The organism is Limnoglobus sp. (assembly GCF_059499385.1).
This window is the reverse complement of the sequence record NZ_JCABYM010000051.1, coordinates 1-21,526: the sequence shown is the minus strand read 5'-3', so window position 1 is coordinate 21,526 and position 21,526 is coordinate 1. Positions and strand designations below refer to the sequence as shown.

General features: G+C 68.9%; 17 protein-coding genes and 2 pseudogenes. 12 read left to right on the top strand and 7 right to left on the bottom strand.

The features are described 5' to 3' along the window. Positions 1 to 6 precede the first annotated feature (6 nt). The 4 genes from AC5JJ2_RS09945 (at position 7) to AC5JJ2_RS09930 (ending at position 5,784) form a co-directional block, all read left to right on the top strand. Positions 7 to 966, top strand: a complete 960-nt coding sequence (locus AC5JJ2_RS09945; RefSeq protein WP_495857828.1) for a DUF1559 family PulG-like putative transporter — start codon at positions 7 to 9, stop codon at positions 964 to 966. Positions 967 to 1,238: 272 nt separating this feature from the next. Continuing rightward, on the top strand, positions 1,239 to 1,973 hold the full coding sequence (locus tag AC5JJ2_RS09940; RefSeq protein WP_495857827.1) for a Calx-beta domain-containing protein: 735 nt from the start codon (positions 1,239 to 1,241) through the stop codon (positions 1,971 to 1,973). Between the two features lie 131 nt (positions 1,974 to 2,104). Continuing rightward, complete coding sequence (locus AC5JJ2_RS09935) at positions 2,105 to 3,799, top strand: phosphatase PAP2 family protein (protein ID WP_495857826.1); 1,695 nt, start codon at positions 2,105 to 2,107, stop codon at positions 3,797 to 3,799. 164 nt (positions 3,800 to 3,963) lie between these two features. Beyond that, positions 3,964 to 5,784, top strand: a complete 1,821-nt coding sequence (locus tag AC5JJ2_RS09930; protein ID WP_495857825.1) for an FG-GAP repeat domain-containing protein — start codon at positions 3,964 to 3,966, stop codon at positions 5,782 to 5,784. Between the two features lie 132 nt (positions 5,785 to 5,916). On the opposite strand, the gene AC5JJ2_RS09925 is transcribed toward AC5JJ2_RS09930, so the two are convergent. The 3 genes from AC5JJ2_RS09925 to AC5JJ2_RS09915 all read right to left on the bottom strand — a co-directional run bounded on the left by AC5JJ2_RS09925 (position 5,917) and on the right by AC5JJ2_RS09915 (position 7,569). Then, positions 5,917 to 6,306 (bottom strand): transposase, encoded by a 390-nt coding sequence (locus AC5JJ2_RS09925; protein WP_495857824.1) that lies wholly within the window; start codon positions 6,304 to 6,306, stop codon positions 5,917 to 5,919. 205 nt (positions 6,307 to 6,511) lie between these two features. Next, entirely contained in the window at positions 6,512 to 7,339 is an 828-nt protein-coding gene (locus AC5JJ2_RS09920) for an integrase core domain-containing protein (RefSeq protein WP_495857823.1), read from the bottom strand. Continuing rightward, positions 7,252 to 7,569, bottom strand: a complete 318-nt coding sequence (locus AC5JJ2_RS09915) for a hypothetical protein (protein WP_495857822.1) — start codon at positions 7,567 to 7,569, stop codon at positions 7,252 to 7,254. Before AC5JJ2_RS09915 ends, AC5JJ2_RS09920 begins: the two co-directional genes overlap by 88 nt. A gap of 444 nt (positions 7,570 to 8,013) precedes the next feature. Here AC5JJ2_RS09915 and AC5JJ2_RS09910 point away from each other — a divergent pair, with 444 nt between their 5' ends. Next, positions 8,014 to 8,160 carry a hypothetical protein gene (locus AC5JJ2_RS09910; RefSeq protein WP_495857821.1) on the top strand — a complete coding sequence of 49 codons (147 nt, stop codon included), beginning with the start codon at positions 8,014 to 8,016 and terminating at the stop codon, positions 8,158 to 8,160. A 1-nt stretch (position 8,161) separates the two neighbouring features. Here AC5JJ2_RS09910 and AC5JJ2_RS09905 read toward each other — a convergent pair. Then, positions 8,162 to 8,831 (bottom strand): annotated as a pseudogene (locus AC5JJ2_RS09905) (endonuclease III domain-containing protein). 451 nt (positions 8,832 to 9,282) lie between these two features. On the opposite strand from AC5JJ2_RS09905, the gene AC5JJ2_RS09900 reads away from it, so the two are divergent. Together AC5JJ2_RS09900 and AC5JJ2_RS09895 are read left to right on the top strand one after the other, a co-directional pair. Next, positions 9,283 to 9,774, top strand: a complete 492-nt coding sequence (locus AC5JJ2_RS09900) for a YciE/YciF ferroxidase family protein (protein WP_495857820.1) — start codon at positions 9,283 to 9,285, stop codon at positions 9,772 to 9,774. Positions 9,775 to 9,947: 173 nt separating this feature from the next. Next, positions 9,948 to 10,370: a response regulator gene (locus AC5JJ2_RS09895; RefSeq protein ID WP_495857819.1), complete on the top strand. Its 423-nt coding sequence runs from the start codon at positions 9,948 to 9,950 to the stop codon at positions 10,368 to 10,370. A 10-nt stretch (positions 10,371 to 10,380) separates the two neighbouring features. Here AC5JJ2_RS09895 and AC5JJ2_RS09890 read toward each other — a convergent pair whose 3' ends face one another. Further along, positions 10,381 to 10,803, bottom strand: a complete 423-nt coding sequence (locus AC5JJ2_RS09890; protein WP_495857818.1) for a response regulator — start codon at positions 10,801 to 10,803, stop codon at positions 10,381 to 10,383. 88 nt (positions 10,804 to 10,891) lie between these two features. Next, positions 10,892 to 11,554 (bottom strand): response regulator, encoded by a 663-nt coding sequence (locus tag AC5JJ2_RS09885; protein ID WP_495857817.1) that lies wholly within the window; start codon positions 11,552 to 11,554, stop codon positions 10,892 to 10,894. Positions 11,555 to 11,855: 301 nt separating this feature from the next. Here AC5JJ2_RS09885 and AC5JJ2_RS09880 point away from each other — a divergent pair, with 301 nt between their 5' ends. The 4 genes from AC5JJ2_RS09880 to AC5JJ2_RS09865 all read left to right on the top strand — a co-directional run bounded on the left by AC5JJ2_RS09880 (position 11,856) and on the right by AC5JJ2_RS09865 (position 18,410). Beyond that, the gene (locus tag AC5JJ2_RS09880; protein ID WP_495857816.1) at positions 11,856 to 14,990 is read left to right on the top strand and encodes a chemotaxis protein CheB; all 3,135 of its coding nucleotides are present in this window, start codon (positions 11,856 to 11,858) and stop codon (positions 14,988 to 14,990) included. Further along, a complete protein-coding gene (locus AC5JJ2_RS09875) occupies positions 14,983 to 16,542 on the top strand; it encodes a PAS domain-containing sensor histidine kinase (RefSeq protein WP_495857815.1) in 1,560 nt (519 codons plus the stop codon). The genes AC5JJ2_RS09880 and AC5JJ2_RS09875 overlap by 8 nt, the downstream gene beginning before the upstream one ends. A 93-nt stretch (positions 16,543 to 16,635) precedes the next feature. Beyond that, positions 16,636 to 16,917 carry a hypothetical protein gene (locus AC5JJ2_RS09870; protein ID WP_495857814.1) on the top strand — a complete coding sequence of 94 codons (282 nt, stop codon included), beginning with the start codon at positions 16,636 to 16,638 and terminating at the stop codon, positions 16,915 to 16,917. Positions 16,918 to 17,672: 755 nt separating this feature from the next. Beyond that, complete coding sequence (locus tag AC5JJ2_RS09865; protein WP_495857813.1) at positions 17,673 to 18,410, top strand: integrase core domain-containing protein; 738 nt, start codon at positions 17,673 to 17,675, stop codon at positions 18,408 to 18,410. Between the two features lie 233 nt (positions 18,411 to 18,643). Here the strand turns inward: AC5JJ2_RS09865 and AC5JJ2_RS09860 are convergent, their stop codons facing one another. Next, a complete protein-coding gene (locus tag AC5JJ2_RS09860) occupies positions 18,644 to 21,214 on the bottom strand; it encodes an RIFT barrel domain-containing protein (RefSeq protein WP_495857812.1) in 2,571 nt (856 codons plus the stop codon). A 40-nt stretch (positions 21,215 to 21,254) separates the two neighbouring features. Between AC5JJ2_RS09860 and AC5JJ2_RS09855 the strand changes: the two are divergent. Next, positions 21,255 to 21,526, top strand: a pseudogene (locus AC5JJ2_RS09855) (hypothetical protein); the annotation flags it as partial.

Below are 21,526 nucleotides of genomic sequence, written 5' to 3'. Positions count from 1 at the left end.
TTACCCATGACACGCATCGCCACCGCTTCCGGCCGATCCCGTCGCACCGCCTTCACGCTGATCGAGCTACTGGTGGTGATCGCCATCATCGCAGTCCTCATCGGCCTACTCCTCCCGGCCGTTCAGAAGGTCCGGGAGGCGGCCAATCGCATGAAGTGTACCAACAACCTGAAGCAACTCGGGTTGGCCATGCACCTGCACCACGACCATCACGACGTGTTCCCGCCGGGCATTGTCTGGGCCCCGGCCGTCGTCCCCCAGGGGCGGATCGTCCAGGGCACGCACGGGTTCGGCCCGTTCCTCCTGCCGTTCATCGAGCAAGCCCCGCTCGCCCAGACGTACCGGTGGGACAAGCGGTGCCAGGGGCCGGAGAACCAGCCGGTGGCGACCCAGCCGTTGAAGGTCTTCCAGTGCCCGTCGGCGGAACCGGACCGCCGGGTCACGCAAGAACACGACCCGCTCAACTACAACCACGGCGGGTACGGCAGCTGCACCGACTACACGGGCATCCGGGACATCGACACCCGGCTCGTGCAGCTCGGTCACGCGGACCCGGCCGACAATTACCTGGGCGTCTTGAGTTCGAGTCAGGTGACGCCGCACTTCTTGGTGCGAGTGACCGACGTGACGGACGGCACAGCGAACACGATCCTGCTCGTCGAAAGCGCCGGGCGGCCGACGCTGTGGCGGGCGGGCCGGCCGGTGGCGGGGGCCTACGCCCGGAACGCCGCCTGGGTCGGGGGGACCTTGATTTTCGGCCAGGGATCGAGTCCCGACGGGGCCACCAAACTGGGACCGTGTGCCATCAACTGTACAAACGAGCACGAGGCTTACGGCTTTCACCCCGGCGGCGTGACCGCCGCCTTCGCCGACGGGTCCGTGCGGTTCCTGCGGGAGAGCCTCGACATGCGCACGTTCGCCCGACTGGCGACGCGGGCGGGCGGGGAAGTCGTCTTGGAGCCGTGAGCCGTCGGCCGTCGGAGCGATCACGGATCGGAGAAAGTCGAGGGCCGGTGGGGAGCCTTGCTGCCGAGCAAGTCCACCGGTCCGGCGGGCGAACAAATCTACATCGTCACCCGTTCGATCACCTCAAACATTTCCGCCAATCCTGATTGAGCGACATTTCGGAATCCGTGCGCAGTCGCGAGGCGGGCGTCGCATGGGGACTCGGACACCCGACACTCGTGGTCGTCGCTTCCCAGGATGTCACTTTCCGAACCCGTACAGGAGTCGTTCCCATGCCAGCCACTTCCGCCTACCGCCCCCGGCTGTCCGTCGAACCGCTCGACGACCGGTGCGTTCCCGCGACGCTCTCGGTCGGCGATGCCGTCGTCACGGAAGGCGTCTCCGGCGTCCAGAACGCGGCCGTTACCGTCACCCTGTCACAGCCGCTCAAGAAGCCGGTCTCGGTCAACTACGGCACGGCCAACGGCACGGCAACCGCCGGCGGCGACTACACCTACGTGGGCGGTCAACTGACCTTCGCCAAGGGCGAGACCGCCAAGACGATCCTCGTCCCGATCGTCGGCGACACGGTGGGGGAGTACGACGAATTCTTCTACGTCCGGCTCTTCGCCCCCACCAAGGGGGTCAGGATCGCCGACGGCGAGGCGACCGTTGCCATCACGGACAGCCTGCCGAAGCTCTCCATCACCGAATTCGCGGGCGGGTACGAAGGCGACACCCTGACGTTCACCGTCACCCTGTCTACCGCCTTCGCCACTCCTTTCACGGTCAACTTCACAACCGCGGACGGCGACGCCGTGGCCGGCGAGGACTACGTGGCCACGTCCGGGACGTTGACGTTCCTGCCCGGGGAGACGGTCAAGACGATCACCGTCCAGACGCTCGCCGACCCCGCGCTGGAGTACGACGAGTCCTTCTTCGTCCGGCTCAGTAACCCCTCGGCCCAGGTGTTCATGACGTATTACGGCGAGGGCTGGGGCTACATCATCGGCGAGCTCGTCAACTAGAAGGGCTGACCCACACCCGGCAGCCGACCGCCGTGCCATCACTTTCGACCCAACCGCCTCCCGTGCTTGGTCTGCGCGACGGGGACGGTCGCCCCACCACCCCGCAGGCCGACCCCGAAACGGAGCGCGTTATGACCGCGACCCTGTCCCGCCCCCGTGCGCACTTGCACGTGGAACCCCTCGAGGATCGTTTGGTCCCGTCGGCCGACCTGGTCCTTCAGTGGAACGAGCAACTGCTCAACTCGCTGCCCATCCAGCCGCCCGTCCGACTGGCCCGCAACCTGGCGCTGGTCCACACCGCCATGTTCGACGCCGTCAACTCCATCGAGCGGTCCTACGAGCCCTACCACGCCCGCGTCCTCGCCCCGCGGGCGGCGTCGGCGGAGGCGGCCCTGGCCCAGGCGGCCCGCGACACGCTGGTCGCGCTCTACCCGTCCCGTCAGGCCATCTTCGATACCAAGCTAGCCGCGGACCTAGCGGGCATCCCCGCGGATCGCGCCGCGCGGGGGATCGCCGTCGGGCAGGAGGTCGCCCGGCAAATTCTCGCGCTCCGCGCCGACGACGGGTCGGCCACGACCGTGCCCTGGGTGCCGCCGGACATGAACCCGGGCACCTACCAGCTCACCCCGCCGAACTTCGCCGCGGTCACCGGCGCACACATCGGGGCCGTCACCCCGTTCGCGGTGACCGGCAGCGAGCAGTTTCGACCCGGCCCCCACCCCGCCCTGGACAGCCCGGAGTACGCGGCCGACCTGAACGAGGTGCGGGTGATCGGGGCGTCCGACGCCGACCAGGCCGGGGTGGATCGGGACGGTAACGGACTCCCGGACCGGACGGCGGAACAGACCCTGGTGGCCGAGCGGTGGCGGGTGCCGCTGGGCAACCACACGGTCTGGAACCGGATCGCCCAGGACCGCGCCGCGGCCCAGGATTTGACCCTGGCCGAGGCGGCCCGGCTGTTCGCCCTGATGAACATGGCCTTGCACGACGGGCTTCAGACGACGTTTGCGAGCAAGTTCTACTACAAGTTGTGGCGGCCGGTGACCGCCATCCAGCGGGCCGCGGAGGACGGCAACCCGGCGACGACGGCCGAGCCGACCTGGGCGACCGAACACCCGACCACGCCGCCGTACGCGGCCTACGCGAGCAACGCGTCGGCCATCGGGGCCGCCTGCGCCACGGTGTTGGCCGGCGTGCTCGGGACGAACGACATCCCGTTCCAGATCAACTGGCCCCTGACCCAGGGCGGTACCCGGTCGTACGCGGGCTTCTGGGCGGCGGCCGACGAGATGGCCAACAGCCGCATCTACGGCGGCATCCACTTCCGGTTCGACTGCGTCGCCGGGCAGCAGGTCGGCCGGGACGTGGCCGACCACGTCCTGGGTAACTACCTCGAACCCGCCGAGAAAGTGGCCGCGGCGGGCATCTTCAACGGCGAGCTGGTCGTGCTGGGCACCGACGGGGACGACTTCCTGCAGATCGGCCGGGTCGGCGAGTCGCTGATGGTGTGGGCGAACGACGTGCTCATCGGGACGTTCGCCGCGCCCGTCACCGGCATCGTGGTGGACGCCGCCGGGGGCGACGACCACGTCCTGCTCGGGCCGAAGGTCGATACCGACGCGGAACTCTACGGCGGGGCCGGGAACGACCACCTCCGGGGCGGGGGTGGGAACGACCGCCTGTACGGGGAGGACGGCGACGACCACCTGTTCGGCGGGCGCGGGAACGACGCCCTCTTCGGCGGGCTAGGGGACGACTGGCTGTTCGGCGGCCCAGGGGTGGACCTGCTGGAGGGAGGCGACGGGGATAACCACCTCGTGTCCTGATAGATCCAGCGTGAACGCGAGCCGGGCCGGCGAGTTTGCTCGCCGGCCCGACATTATTCATCCGCCCAGACCGATTCGATTCATCGGCAGGAATCCGTGCGCGATCCGGCATCGCACGTCGCATGGGAATCGGAGAACAAACCAGCGCCTACCGGAGTCCGACCATGAACCGCAAGACCCGCCTGCACGTCGAATCCCTGGACGACCGCTGCCTGCCCAGCTTCAGCCCGGCCGTGAATTACCCGGTCGGGGCCTCCCCGCAGGAGGTGGTCTCGGCCGACTTCAACAACGACTCTGTTCTTGACGTCGCGTATATCGACGGTGGCGTCAGCGTGCTCCTGGGCAACGCCGACGGCACGTTCCAGGCCGCGATCACCTCGCCCACCGGGAACCGACCCTCCTCAATGGAGGTGGGCGACTTCAACGGCGACGGCAACCTCGACCTCGTCTCCGCGGATGGCAACTACGGCGGCTACATCGACTCGGTCGACGTGACCGTGCTGCTCGGCAACGGGAACGGCACGTTCGGCACACCGACCGGCTACGAGGCGACCAGTGGCTACTACAGCATGAGCCCCAATGGCGTGCTTTCCGTGGCCGTCGGCGACTTCAACGGCGACGGCCATCTCGACATCGCCGCTACATCGTACGTCCACGAGGGCAGCGGCAGTGACAGTGGCTACCTCGGCGTTCTGCTGGGCACGGGGGCCGGCACGTTCGGTGCCTCCCAATTTGGGGGCGGAATTGTGAACTGGACTTCCGAGCTGGTCGCGGCGGACTTCAACGCCGACGACAAGCTCGACCTGGCCGCTCCGGTGAACGGATACATCGAAATCGCCTTGGGCGACGGGAACGGAATGTTCGGCTCCCAATATTTCTACGACTCGAGCAACAACGGCTCGTCCATCGTGGCGGCGGATTTCAACGCCGACGGCAAGGTCGATCTGGCGGCAGGCGGTAACTCCTGCGTGAGTGTGCAGCTCGGCAACGGGAACGGCTACTTCGGCACGACCCGGACCTACTCCGCCGGTGCCGGATCCCTCTCCGACCTGGCGGTGGCCGACTTCAACAGTGACGGCAACCTCGACCTGATCGCTTCCAACAGTTCGGACGGGACCGTCAGTGTGCTGCTGGGCACCGGGGCCGGGGCGTTCACCCTGGCCGCCGAAGCCGCCGTCGGGGCGGGGCCGGTTGGCGTGGCGGCGGGTGACTTCAACGGCGACGGCCAAGCGGACGCGGTGTCCGCCGACGCCACGAGTGGCACCGTGTCGGTGCTGCTGAACGACGGCGAGTGGGGCTTCCCGCCCCTGCCCACGCCGTCTTTGACGCTCTCCGACGCGACCGTCACGGAGGGGAACACCGGCACCCGGACGGCCGCGTTCACCGTCACCCTGTCCGCCGCCTCCGGACAGACCGTCACCGTGAGCTACGCCACGGCGGACGGCACTGCCGGCGGCGGCGACTACCAAGCCGCCTCCGGTATGGTGACCTTCGCCCCAGGTGAAACGAACAAGGCGATCACGGTCGAGGTGACCGGCGACCGCCTGGCCGAGCCGCACGAGACGTTCGTCGTGAATCTGACCGGCCCGACGAACGTGACTGTCGCCGACGGCCAGGGGGTCGGCACCATCACGGACGACGAGCCACGGATCAGCATCGGCGACGTGACGAAGAAAGAGGGCAACGGCAAGAAGACGACGCTGTTCACGTTCACTGTCACGTTGTCGGCCGCCTACGACCAAGCGGTTACGGTGTCGTACCAGACCGTGAACGGGTCGGCGACGACAGGGGACGGTGACTACGTGGCGAAGAGCGGCACGCTGACGTTCGCCCCCGGCGAGACGACCAAGACGATCACCATCGAGGTCAAGGGCGACAGCCGGAAGGAGGCAGACGAGTACTTCTACCTGGACCTGTTCGACAACAGCGGTACCTCGTTATTCACCAAGAACCGCGGCCGCGGCACGATCCAGAACGACGACTGATCCCGCCAAGGAGGCCCACGGTATGCCGGTCGAGGAGGACCGTCCTGCTCTGAAAACAAGAGTGAGCCCCATTCAGGTGGGGCGAGTTGCAAGTCTGTTCCTTCCCCGGGCCGACGTATGCCGTCGGTTTGGCTAGACCGTCGAACCACGGACCCCTCTTAGTTCGTGGTGATCGGCTCGAGTGTCACGCGGTGCCCGAGCTGCTCCAATCGGTTGACCAGCAAGCGCGTGGTTCGGCGTTCGTCCAGTCGATCCAAGTAGTCCGCCCCCTAGCTCTCGGTAAATGGTTCCGGCCTTGAGAACGTGGTAGATGATCGTCAGTAGCGTGTGACCGACGGCCATCAAGGCCCGCTTGCGTCCGCGACGGCCGGCGAGGCGGCGGAACTGGGCCGACATGTAGGTATCCTTCGTCCGACTCGCCGCCCACGCGGCTTGAACGAGCATCACCCGCAACCAGCGGTTGCCGGGGTTGGTGCGGCCGCTCATCCGCTTGCCCGCGCTCTCGTGCTGACCGGGGCACATGCCCCGTCATGGTCAAAAACTATGTCCGTGACAGATGGCGGCGTTTTCCGGCTGCGAGGAGCTTGCGGGCTGCGGAGCGGAGGTCCGAAATCGGAGTAGTTTTAGTGGACGGACGTTTACAGGAGTGGGGCGATCCGCCTGCCGCTGCGGACCTTTGACGGGGTCGGTCGCAGGACGACGGGGTGAGACATTCGGGGCACGGTGTTCAGGCCGCGGTCCGGTGGTAGTACCGGAGCAGCCCGCCCAACCGTTTCCGGCATCGCTCCCGACCGGCTGGGAATGGCAGCACGTCCGGCGACTCGCCGTCGAGCGGGACGTTGCCGATCCCCTGGTGCGGCCGCTCGCCGCTGTAGTGGGTCAAAAACTCGGACAGCAGGTGCCGCAGGTGCTTCTCGCCGAAGACCACGAAGTGGTCGAGCAACTCTTGGCGTAACGTCTGGGCGAACCGCTCGGCGTGGGCGTTCAGGTTCGGGGCCTTCGGGCCCACCCGTTGCACGGTCGCCCCTTCCGCCGCGAAGACCGTGTCGAACTCCTTGGTGTACTTCCCGTCGTGGTCGATGATGAGATACCGCGGCGGCAGGCCGAGTTCCTCCATCCGCATCGTGGCGTTCCGGGCCTGCTGCCTCACCCAGTCGGGGGTCGGGCTGGCACTCACCCCGGCGACGAACGCCCTCCGGGAGCCGGGGTGCAGGAAGAACAAGACGAACACGTCCACGATCCCTCGGGTGGTCCACGCCTTGACCGTCAGGAAGTCGCTCGCCCACAGGGTGGCCGCGTGGCGGGTCAGGAAGTCGGTCCACGTGCCGACACCGCGCTTCGGGCCCGGGTCGAGGCCGTGCTCCCGCAGGATGTTGATGACCGTGGATCGGCTCACCGCCCGCAGGCCGAGCTTCCTCAGCTCGCCGAGGATGCGGGTGTAGCCCCACCCGGTCTCGCGGGCCAGCCTCAGAACCAGGTCGCGGATCCCCTCCTCCGTCCGCGGCCGGCCCGGCGGGCGGCCCGTCCTCCGCCTCGACCTCTCGCCCTTGCCCACCGGGCGAACGTCCGCTGCGAGACGATCGTGATGACGCCCGCGATCGCCGTCCCGAGCGGCCGCCCGAACTTGACGAGTCGGGCCCGCTCCCGCGGGGTGACGGTGATCCGGTCGGGGAGTTTGTTCCGGAGGATCCGGTTCTCCTCCCGCAGGTACTCGACGGTTTGCGCGAGCTTCCGCTCGTCGAGGGTGACCAGGATCAGCCACAATGGCTCCAACAGGCGGGGCATCGGGAACCCATCAATTCGCGGGGGATTTGCGGGAATGGACATGGTTCTTGTACACCGCCGGAACGCCGGGGAACGGCCGGCTTTCGGACCTGCCCCGCGGTTCCTCGCGACGGACGCGCGATCCTGCCGGTCGTGCCGCCGGGAGCGAGACGGCCGTAGTAATGAGGAAATGTCGCGCCGACTGTTTACCCGCCGGTCGTTGAGCTTTGGCGTGAACCCGTTTCGACCCGCGGGTTAACACCAGTCGAGAGTCCGAGGTTCGAAATCCGTTCTACTCGGACACCGGGTCGGATTCGGAATGAAGTAGTTTTTCAGACGCATTCCATCTGCCGCTTCGACGAAATCACCTACAAAACAAGGCAATTCGCAACCGATTGGGCGAAATCTCGCGCCGAGAGTCTCGCACGAAAAGTTTGAAATCTGTCCTACCCGGGGAGGGTGCGGGTGTCGCTGAATTACGTCCCGCCGCTCGGGAAGGTCGGCAGGGCCGTCGCGGGGTTGTTCGGCGAGGAGCCGAACCAGCTAGTCCGCGCCGCCCTCGTCCGGTTCAAGCATATGGTCGAGGCCAGCGACCGGGTTCGCGAGAAGTAAGTCAGCGGTGGTCGGTCACCCCGTCCCGCCGGCACTGGTCCCGTACCGGGCACGTCGAACATTTCGGCGACCGCCCGGTACAGACGTGCTTGCCGAACGGCACGAGCAGGCTGTTCAACTCGATCCAGTATTTCTTCGGCAGCCGCTCGTTCAGGGCGAGCATTGTCCTCTCCGGCGTCGGTCGCGACGTACCCCCACCGGTTGACGACGCGGTGAACGTGGACGTCCACGCTGACGAACGGCTGGTCGCACGCGATGCCTAACACCAGGTTCGCGCACTTCGGCCCGACGCCGCGGAACGAGAGCAGCACGTCGCGGTCACACGGTAACGCCCCACCGAACTCCGTCGCCGTCCGCGCCGCGAGGGCGTGAAGTTGCGGGGCCTTCGCCTCGTGGAACGTGCTCGGCCGGATCAACTCGTCGATCTCTTCCACGCTCAACGTCGCCATCGTAGCCGGCGTCGGCGCGGCCGCGAACAGTCGCTTCGCCGTCGGCAGCGTCACCTCGTCGAACGTGCGGACGGAGATGACGCACGCGACGAGCTGCTCGAAGACGGACGTGTGCCCGTCGGCAGCGAGCTGGAACAGTGCCGCCTTCGGGAACGGGCGGACGGCCTCGCGGATGCGGGCGAGGGCGAGCGAAACCTCGAACGGGGCAGTTCTCGGGGTAATGGCGTCACCGGTTCTCGCCGGGCTGGTCCTCGGTCGTGTCGTCGTCCGCACCGGCACGCGGCCCTTGTCCCGCGTCACCTGCCCGCCGACCGCGGCCTGGCCCGCAGCGTCTTGGTCCGCGGTCTTCGGGTCGCGGCCGGTTTTCCTGGTCATGCTCGCGGGTCGTCCCTTGTTTCGCGTTGTCGGCCTTCCGGCCTTGCTCGTTTGATCGCGCATCGCGTCCCTCCGGAACGGGCGATGGGAACGGAGATACATTCCCGATGCCAGACTCGTTCGATTCCGGCGTCCGGGCTGGTCCCGACAGCAGGCCGTGTTCCACGGCCGCGCACGGCCGTTCCTACCGTCCGCCCGATCCGCGACGGTGTGAGGCCAATCCGCCGCGTCGCCCTCGTCATCCGATCTGCCCTTGTCTGGCGGACCCCTTTCCACTCGCCCGCGGAGGACGACCGACATGGCGACGAAGACGTTGAAGGACCTGTTCTTCGATCAACTCCAGGACGCGTACAGCGCCGAGACGCAACTGACGAAGGCACTGCCCAAGATGGCGAAGGCGGCGGCCTCGGCGGAACAGCGGGCCGGGTTCGAGACGCACCTGAGCGAGACGAAGAACCAGCTCGCGCGGCTGGAGCGGGTGTGCGACCAGGTCGGGTGCAAGACCGGGTCCGGCACGTGCGAGGCGATGGAAGGGCTGGTGGCCGAGGGCGAGGAGGTGATGGGCCTCGGCCTCGAGCCGGACGCGCAGGACGCCGGGCTGATCGCGGCGGCGCAGAAGGCGGAGCACTACGAGATCGCCTTGTACGGGACGCTGTGCGCGTTCGCGAAGAAGCTCGGCCACGCCGACGCGGCGAAGTTGCTCCACGAGACGCTCGACGAGGAGAAGCGGACCGACGAGAAGTTGACGCGGCTGGCCGAGGCCGGGATTAACGAGGGGGCGAAAGCCTGACCCCCGCGGCCCGGTGAGCTTCCTCACCGGGCCTTCTTCGTCATCGGGCCGTTGCCGGGGTTGTGCGAATGGCGAAACTTCCGCCCGTTGTCCTGACAGTCCGCCGGGCGATGGGACAAAAGAATAGTCACTCGCACCCATCCCCTCGATTTTCGACCCGCAAGGCGGTCGCCATGACCCAGACCCTCACCATGAGCCACACGCTGGACGTGTTGATCGTCACCGAGAACGAGGCGTCGCTCGACGCCCTCCTGCCCGCGCTCGCCGACCACGCGTTCGGGGTCCGCGTCGCGACCTCGGCCGACGCCGCCCACGAGATGGTCGAGGAAGCCCCGCCGCACGTCATCCTGTTGGACACGGCGTCCGGGATCGACGTGTGCGGCCTCGCGTTGGCGTTCGCCGTCCGGTTGAACGTGGCCCGCCCGATCGTCATCGCCACGACCGGGCCGCGGGCCGGGGACCGCGAGTACCTGTCCGGCGACCGCGTCCACCTGCAGCTCGCCCAGCCGCTCGACACGGCGGCGCTGATGAAGATGTTGAAACAGTTCGAGCGGCACCTGCTCGCCCGCGACGCGGTCCGGGCGGCGCTCGTATAGAGACGGCGGGTCAGACGTGCTTGCCGTTCGCCTCGGCGACGGCCGGGTGGAGGAACCGGCGGATGCGGCCGAGCATCCCGACGATCACCGCCGGCTCGACCGGCTTCGTCAGGTACGCGTCCACCCCGGCCGCCAGGCACCGCTCCCGGTCCCCGTCCGACGTGCAGGCCGTCACCGCGATCAGGAACGGCCGCTTCCGGGCCGCACGGGCGAAGACCTCGCGGACCATCTCGCACCCGTCCATGCCCGGCATCTCCACGTCGAGCAGCACCACGTCGATCGCGTCCGCCGCCACGACCTCCAGCGCCTTCCGGGCGGTGAACGCGACGGCCACGCGGTGGCCGTGGAGCGCCAGCACGTCGGCCATGCTCTCGGCCGCGTCGCGGAAGTCATCGACAACCAATACGTGCAAGCTCGGGGGCGTGAGCGTCACGGCGCGTTACCTGGTGTTGGTTTTCGGAGTGCCGAGTTAGTTTGTGCGAATTCTGCGGGCGGGGTTGTCGGGAGAACCCGTGAAAACCTCACCCGTGGCCCTCGCCGATGTTCAAGAGCCACCCCTGGCGGGCGGCGTACCGGACGATGTCCACCCGGCTGCGGAGGCCGAGCTTCTCCAGCGACCGCGTCTTGTACGTCTCGACCGTCTTCACGCTCAGCACCAGCCGGGCCGCGATCTCCTTGTTGCTGTACCCCTGGGCGATGAGCTTCATCACCTCGACCTCCCGCTCGCTGAGTTCCGGCAGCACCGGCGGCCGCGACTCCGGGTCGCCGCCGGCGTCCGCCCGCCACCCGGTTAGCGCCGTGTCGAAGTACGTCCCGCCGGCCGCGACCACGCGGATCGCGCGGATCAGTTCGTCGGCCGCGGACCGCTTCAGCACGTACCCGGCGACCCCGGCGTCCACCAGCAGCCGGAAGTAGGCCGCGTCCTCGTGGACGGTTAGCGCGAGAATGACCCGGTTCGGCGACGCCGCCCGCAACCGCTTCGCCACCTGCGCCCCGTTCAGGCCGGGCAGGGACACGTCCAGCACGACCACATCCGGGTCGAGCGCCGCCACCGCCTCGACGGCGGCCACGCCGTCCGCCGCCTCGCCGACGACTTCCATGCCCGGTTGCGCGTTGATGAGGGCTCGCAGGCCCTCGCGGACGACCGCGTGGTCGTCGGCCAACATGATGCGAAGAGTTTTCATGAACTATCCAATCGCGAGTGTCGATGTGGTAATCAATTTCGCCCGCCGCGAGTGAACCTCATGGTAATCTCGAAATTTGTGAGAAGGAAGCGCGCGTCTGTCGGGAGTATCCAGGACAAGCCGAACCCCCCGCCGACGGCGACCGGCCTTCAAATCCAGGCCCGAGAGCGCGGCGGGTGGGTGTTCAATCCACGGGAGTGTGGGCCGCGGTCCGTAGAATTGCGCCACACTCGGGCGCGTCCCCTTCCGGCGTCGGGATACTTTCGGACGCGGCACACCGCGGCCCATCGGGACCACGCACATGAGCGACGAATCGACCGACGACAAGGGCGCGCTCGACGGCGCGGCCGGGGCCAGCGGGGCGGACCGGCTGACCTCCCCGGCCGACGCGTCGCGGCGGCCGCGGCTGCCGTTCCCGGTCGTCGGCGTCGGGGCCAGCGCCGGCGGGCTGGAGGCGTACACGGAGCTCCTCAAGGCGTGCCCGGCCGACACCGGGCTGGCGTTCGTCCTCGTCCAGCACCTGCCGCCGGACCGCGAGAGCCTGCTCGCCGAAATCCTCGGCAAGCACACCCGGATGCCGGTCGTCGAGGTCACGGACGACCTGCCCGTCGAGCCGGACCACGTCTACGTCATCCGCCCCGGCCACACGCTCACGCTGCACGACGGCCGCCTCCGGCTCGGCGAGCCGCTCGCCGCCCGCGGGCACGGCCGGCCGATCGACGACTTCTTCCGGTCGCTGGCCGAGGAGCAGCAGCAGCGGGCCATCGCCGTCGTCCTGTCCGGCATGGGGTCGAACGGGACGGCCGGGGCCGAAGCCGTCGAGGCCGTCGGCGGCCTCGTCCTCGCCCAGGACCCGGAGTCGGCCAAGTACCCGCCGATGCCCCGCAGCCTGATCGACGCCGGCCTCGCGGACTTCATCCTCCGGCCGACCGAGATGCCGGAGGTCGTGGTCCGGTACGCCGGCCACCCGTACGTCGCCGCCGGCCCGGCCGAGGTCGTCCCCCGGCGGGAGGAGCAGGCGCTGGCCGAAGTCCTCAGCGTCCTCCGCGCCCGCACCCGGCACGACTTCACCGGGTACCGCAAGCCGACCATCCTCCGCCGCGTCCAGCGGCGGATGGGGTTGGGACAGGTCGCCTCCCTCAGCGAGTACGTCAAGGGCCTCCGGCAGAGCGCCAGCGAGGTCACCGCCCTGGCCGACGACCTGCTTATCCACGTCACCGGGTTCTTCCGCGACCCGGAGGCGTGGGACGTGCTCCGGGAGAAGGTCATCGCCCCGCTCGTCGAGGACCGGCCGGACGGGTCCCCGGTCCGGGCGTGGGTGGCGGCGTGCGCCACCGGCGAGGAGGCGTACTCGCTCGCCATCCTTCTGGTCGAGGAGGCGGAGGCCCGCGGCAAGGCGCTGGACATCAAGGTGTTCGCCACCGACATGGCCGAGCGGGCGCTCGGCCACGCCCGCGCCGGCGTGTTCCCCGGCGGGATCGAGAGCGAGGTCACCCCGGAGCGGCTGGAGCGGTTCTTCGACAAGGACGACAGCAACTACCGGGTCAAGCGGGGGCTGCGGGAGCTGGTCATTTTCGCCCCGCAGAACGTCCTCCAGGACCCGCCGTTCAGCCGGCTGGACATCGTCACCTGCCGCAACCTGCTCATCTACCTGGAGCCGGAGGTCCAGCGGCGGGTGCTGAACCTGCTGCACTTCGGGCTGCGGGAGGGCGGGGCGCTGATGCTCGGCAACAGCGAGTCCGTCGGCGGGCTGGAGGACGACTTCCAGCCGATCGACAAGAAGCACCGGCTGTTCCGCCGGGTCGGCCCGACCCGGCACGGGACGCTCGACTTCCCCACGATGGTCGCGACGGAAAACGAGGGGCGAACGATCCCGGCGGCCAAGGTGCCGCGGGCGTCGGTCGCCCAGACGGCGGCCCGGATGCTGCTCGACGCCCACACCCCGCCGGCCGTGGTCGTGGACGCCCAGGGGCAGATCGTCTACTTCCACGGGGAGACCGGCCCGTACCTGAACCAGCCGCGGGGGGAGCCGAGCCGGGACCTGCTGACCCTGGCCAACGACCAGGTCCGCGGGGCCGTCCGGACCGCCCTGCACCGGGCGGGCGAGCAGCGGCAGGCGGTCGCCGTCCGGGACGGGCTGATCGACACGCCGGCCGGCCGCCGCCGGGTCGAGGTCGGCGTCTCCCCGCTCGACCGCCGGGCCGGGGACGCGTACTGGCTCGTCACGTTCCGCAACTACCCGGAGCTGCCGCCCCCGCCCCAACTCCCGCCCGGCGACCCGACGGCCGAGGCCCGGCTCGTCGAGGAACTCCAGCGGACCCGCGACGAGCTGCAGAGCGCCCTGGAGGAGATGCAGACGTCCAGCGAGGAGATGAAGGCCTCCCACGAGGAGGTGACGAGCATCAACGAGGAGCTGCAGAGCACGAACGAGGAGCTGGAGACCAGCAAGGAGGAGCTGCAGAGCCTCAACGAGGAGCTGACGACGGTGAACGCCCAGCTGGAGGCCAAGATGGCCGAGCTGGAGAGCACCACCAACGACCTGTCCAGCCTGCTGACGAGCACGGACATCGCCGTGCTGTTCCTCGACCAGCGGTTCCGCATCCGCCGGTTCACCCCGGCGACGAAGGACCTGTTCGACCTGATCCCGTCGGACGCCGGCCGGCCGCTGTCCGACCTGCGGCGGAAGTTCGCCGACCTGAACCTCATCCCGGACGCGCAGGCCGTGCTGGACAAGCTCGTCCCGGTCGTCCGCGAGGTCAAGAGCGAGAGCGGCCGGGCGTACCTGCGGCGGGTGCTGCCGTACCGGACGGCGGACAACCGGATCGACGGCGTGGTGGTGACGTTCGTGGACGTGACGGACCAGCGGAAGGCGGACGCCGCCCTGCTGGCGTCCGAGGGGCGGGAGCGGCTGGCCCTGGACGCGGCCGCGATGGGGTCGTTCGTGTGGTACCCGGCGGAGGACCGGGGCGACCCGGACGCGGCCACGGTCGCCCTGTTCGGCCTGCCGGTCGGCGGCAACCTCAGCCTGGTGGCCGGCCTCGCGCCGCTAATTCACCCGGACGACCGCGACCGGTACGCCGCCGCCCTCGCGCGGGCGACCGACCCGGCCGGGGACGGCGCGCTGCGGCAGGACGTCCGCGTCGTCCACCCGGACGGGGCGGAGCGGTGGCTGACCGTCACCGCCCGGACGGAGTTCGCCGGCGACCCGCGGCGGGCCGTCCGGGTGGCCGGCGTGGCCGCCGACGTGACCGACCGGAAGGCGGCCGAGGGGGACCTGCGGGCGAGCCTGGACGAGCTGACCCGGTTCAACCGGGCGATGGTCGCCCGCGAGTCCCGGATGGTCGAGTTGAAGAAGGAGATCAACGCGCTGTGCCGGCGGCTGGGCGAGGCCGAGCCGTACCCGCTCGACTTCGAGAACGAGGCGGGCGATGGCTGACCCGCTGGCCGTCCTCCGCCGGGCCAACGCCGAACTCGCGGCCGGCCGGCGGGCCGCGCTGAACGTCATGGAGGACGCCCTTCAGGCGCGGGACGCCGCGCGGACGAGCGCGGACCGGCTGCGGGCGGTGGCGGCCAACCTGCCGAACGGGGCGGTGTTCGTCCTCGGCCACGACCTGCGGTACGAGCTGGCCGCCGGCGAGGCGCTCGCCCCGGCCGGGCTGACGCCGGCCGACCTGGAGGGGAAGGCGCTCGCGGAGGTTCTGCCCCCGGACCTGGAGCGGGAGTACGCCGCCAACTACCGGCGGGTGCTGGCCGGGGAGGCGTTCCAGGCGGAACACGCCGCCCACGGCCGGCACTACGTCACCCACGGCGTCCCGCTGCGGGACGCCGACGGGCGGGTGACGGCGGCGCTGGCCGTGTCCTACGACATCACCGACCGGAAGCGCGCCGAGGCCGCCCAGGCGCGGGCCGAGGAACAACTCCGGCTGGCGCTGACGGCCGCGCGGATGGGGATTTGGCAGTGGGACGTGATGGCCGACGAGCACGCCCGCGACGAGAACCTGAACCGGCTGCTCGGGTTGCCGCCGGAGCGGACGCGGCGGCCGTTCGCCGACTTCCTGGCGCACGTCCACCCGGACGACCGCCCCGCGGTGGCGGCCGCGTTCGACCGGTCGGTGAAGCACGCCCGGCCGTTGAACGTCGAGTTCCGCGTCGTCTGGCCGGACGGCGCGGTCCGGTGGCTGCGGGACCAGGGGGACGTGTTCCACACCGCCGGGTCGCCGCGGCTGTCCGGGGCGTGCATGGACATCACCGGCTTGAAGGAGACGGAGGAAGCCCTGCGGCGGGTGCGGGACGAGTTGGAGGAGCGGGTCGCCACCCGCACCGCCGACCTGCAGGAAGAAATGACCCAGCGGCAGGAGCTGAGCCGGCGGCTGGCGACCGTCCAGGAGGACGAGCGGCAGCGGCTGGCCCGCGACCTGCACGACCAGGTCGGGCAGACGCTCACCGCGATCGCCCTGGGCCTGGGGGCCGTCCGGGCGGCCGGGCCGCTGCCCCCGGCCGCCACCGACCGGCTGGCCGGCGTGCAGAAACTGACCGACGACCTCGGCCGCCAGCTGCACGACCTCGCCGTCCGCCTGCGGCCGACGGCCCTGGACGACATCGGCCTGTACGCGGCCGTGGGGCAACTGCTCGCCGACTGGTCGGCCCGCACCGGCGTCCGCGTCGAGTCGGCGGTCCCGGACCTGTCCGCGGCCCGGCTGCCGCCGGAGGTGGAAACGACCCTGTACCGTGTCGTTCAGGAGGCGCTGACGAACGTGGCCCGCCACGCGCGGGCCGGCCGGGCGACGGTGACCCTTACCCGGCACGAGGGGCACGTCCTGGCCGTCGTCGAGGACGACGGCGGCGGGTTCGACCCGGACGCGGCGACCGAGCGGCTCGGCATCGTCGGCATGCGGGAGCGGGTGTCGCTCGTCGGCGGCACGCTGGAGATCGAGTCCCGGCCCGGCGGCGGCACGGCCGTGTTCGTCCGCATCCCCGTCTCGCACTGACCGCCGGCTGTCGGGGCAATCCCCATTCCCCTTCGCGCCTCCGGGTCCGGCCCCTCGTTGCTCCCGAGTAGTGGCCCTACCGGAGGAGCTGCCGTGTACCGCAACGTCCTGGCCGACGACCCGAGGCACTACCTCGACGCGTCCGTGGCCCTCGCCGTCGCCGCCGACCCGGACGGGTATGGGGCGCTTTTCCCGTCCGCCCCGCCAGGCTTGCCGGTCCAGCTGCTGCACGGCGTCGAGCCGGGGGCGTGGACCCTGCGGGTCTCGTGGGACGTGGACAACGCGACCCACACGGCCGACGCGAACATCGCGAAGGTCCGCCACGTCTCGCGGACGGAGATGACGCACAACGCGGCCTTGAACCTCTCGTCGTGAGCCTCGATCGGGGCCGTCCCGAGGAGAACAGATTTCAAACTCCTCGCGCGACCGTCGGCGCGAGATCGCCCCCGACAGATGCGGTGTTCATTGATTTTGCAGGTGATTTAATCGAGGCGACGGATGAAATACGTCTGAAAAGCTATTCCATTCCGAATCCTACTCGGTGTCCGAGTGGAACAGTTTCGAACTTCAAACTCTCGACTTATGTTAACCGGCGGGTCGAAATGGGTTCAGGCCAAAATTCAACGACCGGCGGGTTAACAGCCGCGCGCCAGTTTCTCCTCCCTGCGGCCTTCGCGCCTCCGGCGGCACGACCGGCAGGATCGCGCCCTCGGTTGCGGGGTATGGCCGGCGGCGGCATCGGGCCGACGATTCCTCGGCCCTTCGGCGGTGTACAAAAACCATGTCCATCCCTGCAATTCTCCAACGAATCGACGGGTTCCCGATGCCCCGCCTGTTGGAGCCATTGTGGCTCATCCTCGTCACCCTCCGCGAGCGGAAGCTCGCGCAAACCGTCGAGTACCTCCGGGAGGAGAACGGGATTCTGCGGGACAAACTCCCCGACCGGATCACGGTGACGCCGCGGGAGCGGGCCCGGCTGGTCAAGTACGGGCGGCGGCTCGGGACGGCGATCGCGGGCGTCATCACGATCGTGTCCCCGCGGACGTTCGCCCGGTGGGCAAGGGCGAGAAGCCGACGCGGAGGATGCCCCGCCCGCGGACGGACGCCGACTGCGGGACCTGGTCCTTCGCTTGGCCCGCGAGACCGTGTGGGGCTACTCCCGCATCCTCGGCGAGCTGAGGATGCTCGGCGTCCGGGCGGTGAGCCGGTCCACGGTCATCAACATCCTTCGCGAGGCCGGTCTGGACCCCGGGCCGAAACGGGGCGTCGGCACGTGGACGGCCTTCCTCTCCCGCCACGCGGCCACGCTGTGGGCCAGCGACTTCCTCACGGTCAAGACGCGGACCACGCGAGGGATCGTGGACGTGTTCGTGCTGTTCTTCCTGCACCCGGGATCACGGAAGGCGTTCGTCGCGGGCGTCAGTGCCAGCTCGACCCCGGAGTGGGTGAAGCAGCAGGCGCGGAACGCGACGATGCGGGTGGAGGAGATGGGGCTACCGCCGCGGTATCTCATCATCGAGCACGACGGGAAGTACACGAAGGCGTTCGACGCGGTGTTCGCGGCCGAGGGGGCGACCGTTCAGCGGGTGGGCCCGAACGCCCCGAACCTGAACGCCCACGCCGAGCTGTTCGCGCAGACCCTGCGACAGAAGCTGCTCGACCATTTCGTGATCTTCGGCGAGAAGCACCTGCGGCACTTGCTGGCGGAGTTTTTGACCCACTACAGCGGCGAGCGTCCCCACCAAGGGATCGGGAACGCCCCACTCGGCGGCGAGCCGCAAGCGATCCTCAAGTTCTCGGCCGGCCGCGTGCGGTGCAAGAAGCGGTTGGGCGGGCTGCTCCGGCACTACCACCGCGCCGCGGCCTGACCGCCGCAAGAGCAAGCCAAGTCGTTCCTGGCCGTCTGCGACCGGCCGCGTCGAAGGTCCGCGCCGGCCGGCGAATCGCCCCATTTCTGTAAACGCCCGTCCACTAAATCCACCCCGATTCGGACACCCGCTCCGCGGCCCGCAAGCTCCTCGCGGCTGGAAATCGCCGTGATTACTCATGGACATCATTTTTGACCATGACGGGCGTTCTCCTGGACCCCGACGGGTCGGGGTCACTTGAAAAGATAGACAAGGAGCACGACGAACATCCCCCCGGCAAGTATCCCGCCGACGGCGACGATCATCTTCGCCCGCTTGATCGCCTTCGCCTTCTGCGGCACGAACATCCGCCACTCGCCGAAGTCGTCCGGCGACTTCGTCACCGCCGGTTCCGGCGCGGTTGCGTCCGGGTTCAGTCGCCACCAGTTGCGGGACCAGCCGTTCGTTAGCATCAGGATCACCGGCCGGCACAGCGACTTCGTCTCGAACTCGCTTAACTTGTTCTGCACGTAGTCGAAGAACCACGCGGCCCGTTCGAGGAACTTCGCCCGCTCGTCGCCGGCCGCGTGCTTCGCGGCGTACTGGAAGACTTCGACCTTCCGCATGTCTTGCGCGGCCCACGTCTCCGTCGGGTACTGCAATTTTTCCGGCGTGTCGAGGATCGGCCGCTCGTTCGCCGCCATCCACCGGGCGTAGTGCAACATCGCCAACCGCGCGTAGGCGTAGGTCTCGTCGAGCTGGCCGAGGTCGGCCTTGTAGTCGAGGTAGCGGCCGACGGCTTGCAGCGTCATCGTGTAGTACCACCGCAGCTCGGCGTTCAGCAGGTCCAGCCGTTCGAGGTTCTGCCTGGGGTGGACGACGCGGCGGATGATTTGTTCGGCCTTCGCCAGGTACTTCGCGTCGCCGGTCAGCTGGTGGCCGACGAGCGTGGCGTTGATGGAGTTCGCGGACCCGCGGCCGGGGCCGTGGTAGCCGGGGTTGCTCTCGGACGCGAGGCCGGTGAACTCGCGGGACAGGAACCGGAACGGCGTCTTCGACGGGTCCTCGATGCCCAGCACGTACCCGGCCAGGTCGAGCGCGCCGTCCCGGTAGAGTGGGTTGCCGGTCAGGAAGTACGCGAGCATTAGTCCGTGGTTGTAGTTGTTCGAGGACGCCGGGCCGCCGCCGACCTGGTACGTCTTCTTCAACGACGCGGCCGTCGCGCCGAGGGCGTCCATCTTCGTCGTCAGGCTCTCGACCGGCCCGCGGGTGATGGCCTTCGGGTAGCTGCGGTGCGTGCCGGTGTCGGCGTCGGCGTAGTGGTACGTGTGCCAGAACAGCCCGCGGTTGTACGCCGCCTTGTCGCCGTCGGTGTGGTAGATGTCGATGTCGCAGGTGTGGTCGGCGCACTCCAGCCCGTGCGCGAGCCACCGCACGTCGCCGCTGCGGAGGAATTGCCACAGGAACCCGGCGACGCAGTCGTACTGGTTGTTGTAATGCGAGACGAGCGGCGTCTCGACCTTGTGGTAGACGGCCTCGTGGTCGCCGTACACGTCGCCGAAGTTCCGCCAGCCGTACTCGTCGATCTTCTCCCGCTTGTGAACGAACGTGTCCGGCCCGTCGAGCGCCTGATCGACGAGTGCGAGGTACTTCGCGTGCGGGTCGCCGGCCTTCGGCGTCAGGTACGGTATCGCGCCGCTGTCCGCGTACCACGTCGGGGCCGCGTGGCAGACGATCGGCGAGCGGCACCAGACCATCGGGTCGTCGGTGATCGCGTCCTTGCCGAACGCGACGTAGAACGCGTGCGTCTTCTGCTCGCCGCCCTGGAGTTCGTGCTTGGGGGTTTCGTAAGGGGAACCATTCTCCTTGAGATCGTCCCAGTGGACTTTGTTCGGGAACAACTCAACGAAGACAACCTCGTCGAAAGCGGAGATACGCTTGGGAAAGTTTTCCCAGAACCGGGGCACAGCCACGCCGAGGAAATGCGACTCATTCTGAACGGTAAGGATGGGCGTTGCGCGGCCGCCCCTGGTTCGATGGCCCTTGTTGGCCTCGATCTCGTACCCGGAATACCGCAGCGGGACGACACGGTCGCGAGTGACGTGGTTTGTGGATTGCCAGTTCGGTCCTCCGCTCGATTCCTGATGGATCTCCACGTGGTTCTCGTATTCGATGAACTCGGTGTTGGCCTCGGCCGACAACCGGGCGACTGCTGACGAGGATGGGGCGATGACGAAGGAGCAGTAGAGCCATGTGAACAGAAAGGAACCGTCGTTGCCGAGGTCCCAATTCCCTCCAGGGTGGGCCGCCGGCTGCGGGTTCTGAATCGTGAGTTGTAGTCTCACCGTCTTGCTGTTGGGAAACGTGTCCGCATGACCGAACACCCGGCACGGACCGACGCGGGTTTCGGTCAACTCCCACCGGCGGCGGATGGAACCTTCCTCCACTACTTCAGTCGCCGCGACCGGCCAGTCGTTACGATTGAGGTCGAACTTGGCAGACAATACGAATGGCGGCGGCCCGACCACCGGAAAGGTCTCGGACGCCCGCGGTCGATCCGTCATTTCCACCCGATACCCGCTCTCGCGGGTCACGCCGTCCCACGTCGCGAGGAAGTCGAACAGGCACCACCGCACGCTGCCGTCCGGCCAGCGGTCGAGCACCCGCGTTTGCAGCACCTGCGGCGACCCGTCCGGGCCGATCAGTTGGAACAGCCGGTCGTCCGCGACCGCCCCGCGGGGCCACGGCAGGCCGACGGTCACTGGCTCGCCGCGGCGGGCGCACGGTTCGAGCGTGTGGAAGAACAGCGGGCAGGACAACGGCATGAAGCGGCCTCGCGGCGGGTTCGTGTTCCATAATGACTCTATGTCACAAACCGCCGCCCGCCCGCTGGTCGTGTTCGCCGACGATTGGGGCCGTCACCCGTCGAGCTGCCAGCACCTCGTGCGGAAGCTGCTCGGCCGCCGCGAGGTGGTTTGGGTGAACACGATTGGAACCCGCCCGCCGCGGCTCGACTGGGGCACGGCGAAGCGGGTGATGGGGAAGCTGCGGGAGTGGACCGGAGGTCGCGGGGGTTCAACTCTTTCTCCCTCCCCCCTTGGGGGGGAGGGCCGGGGAGGGGGGTCGGCGGGTGCAAC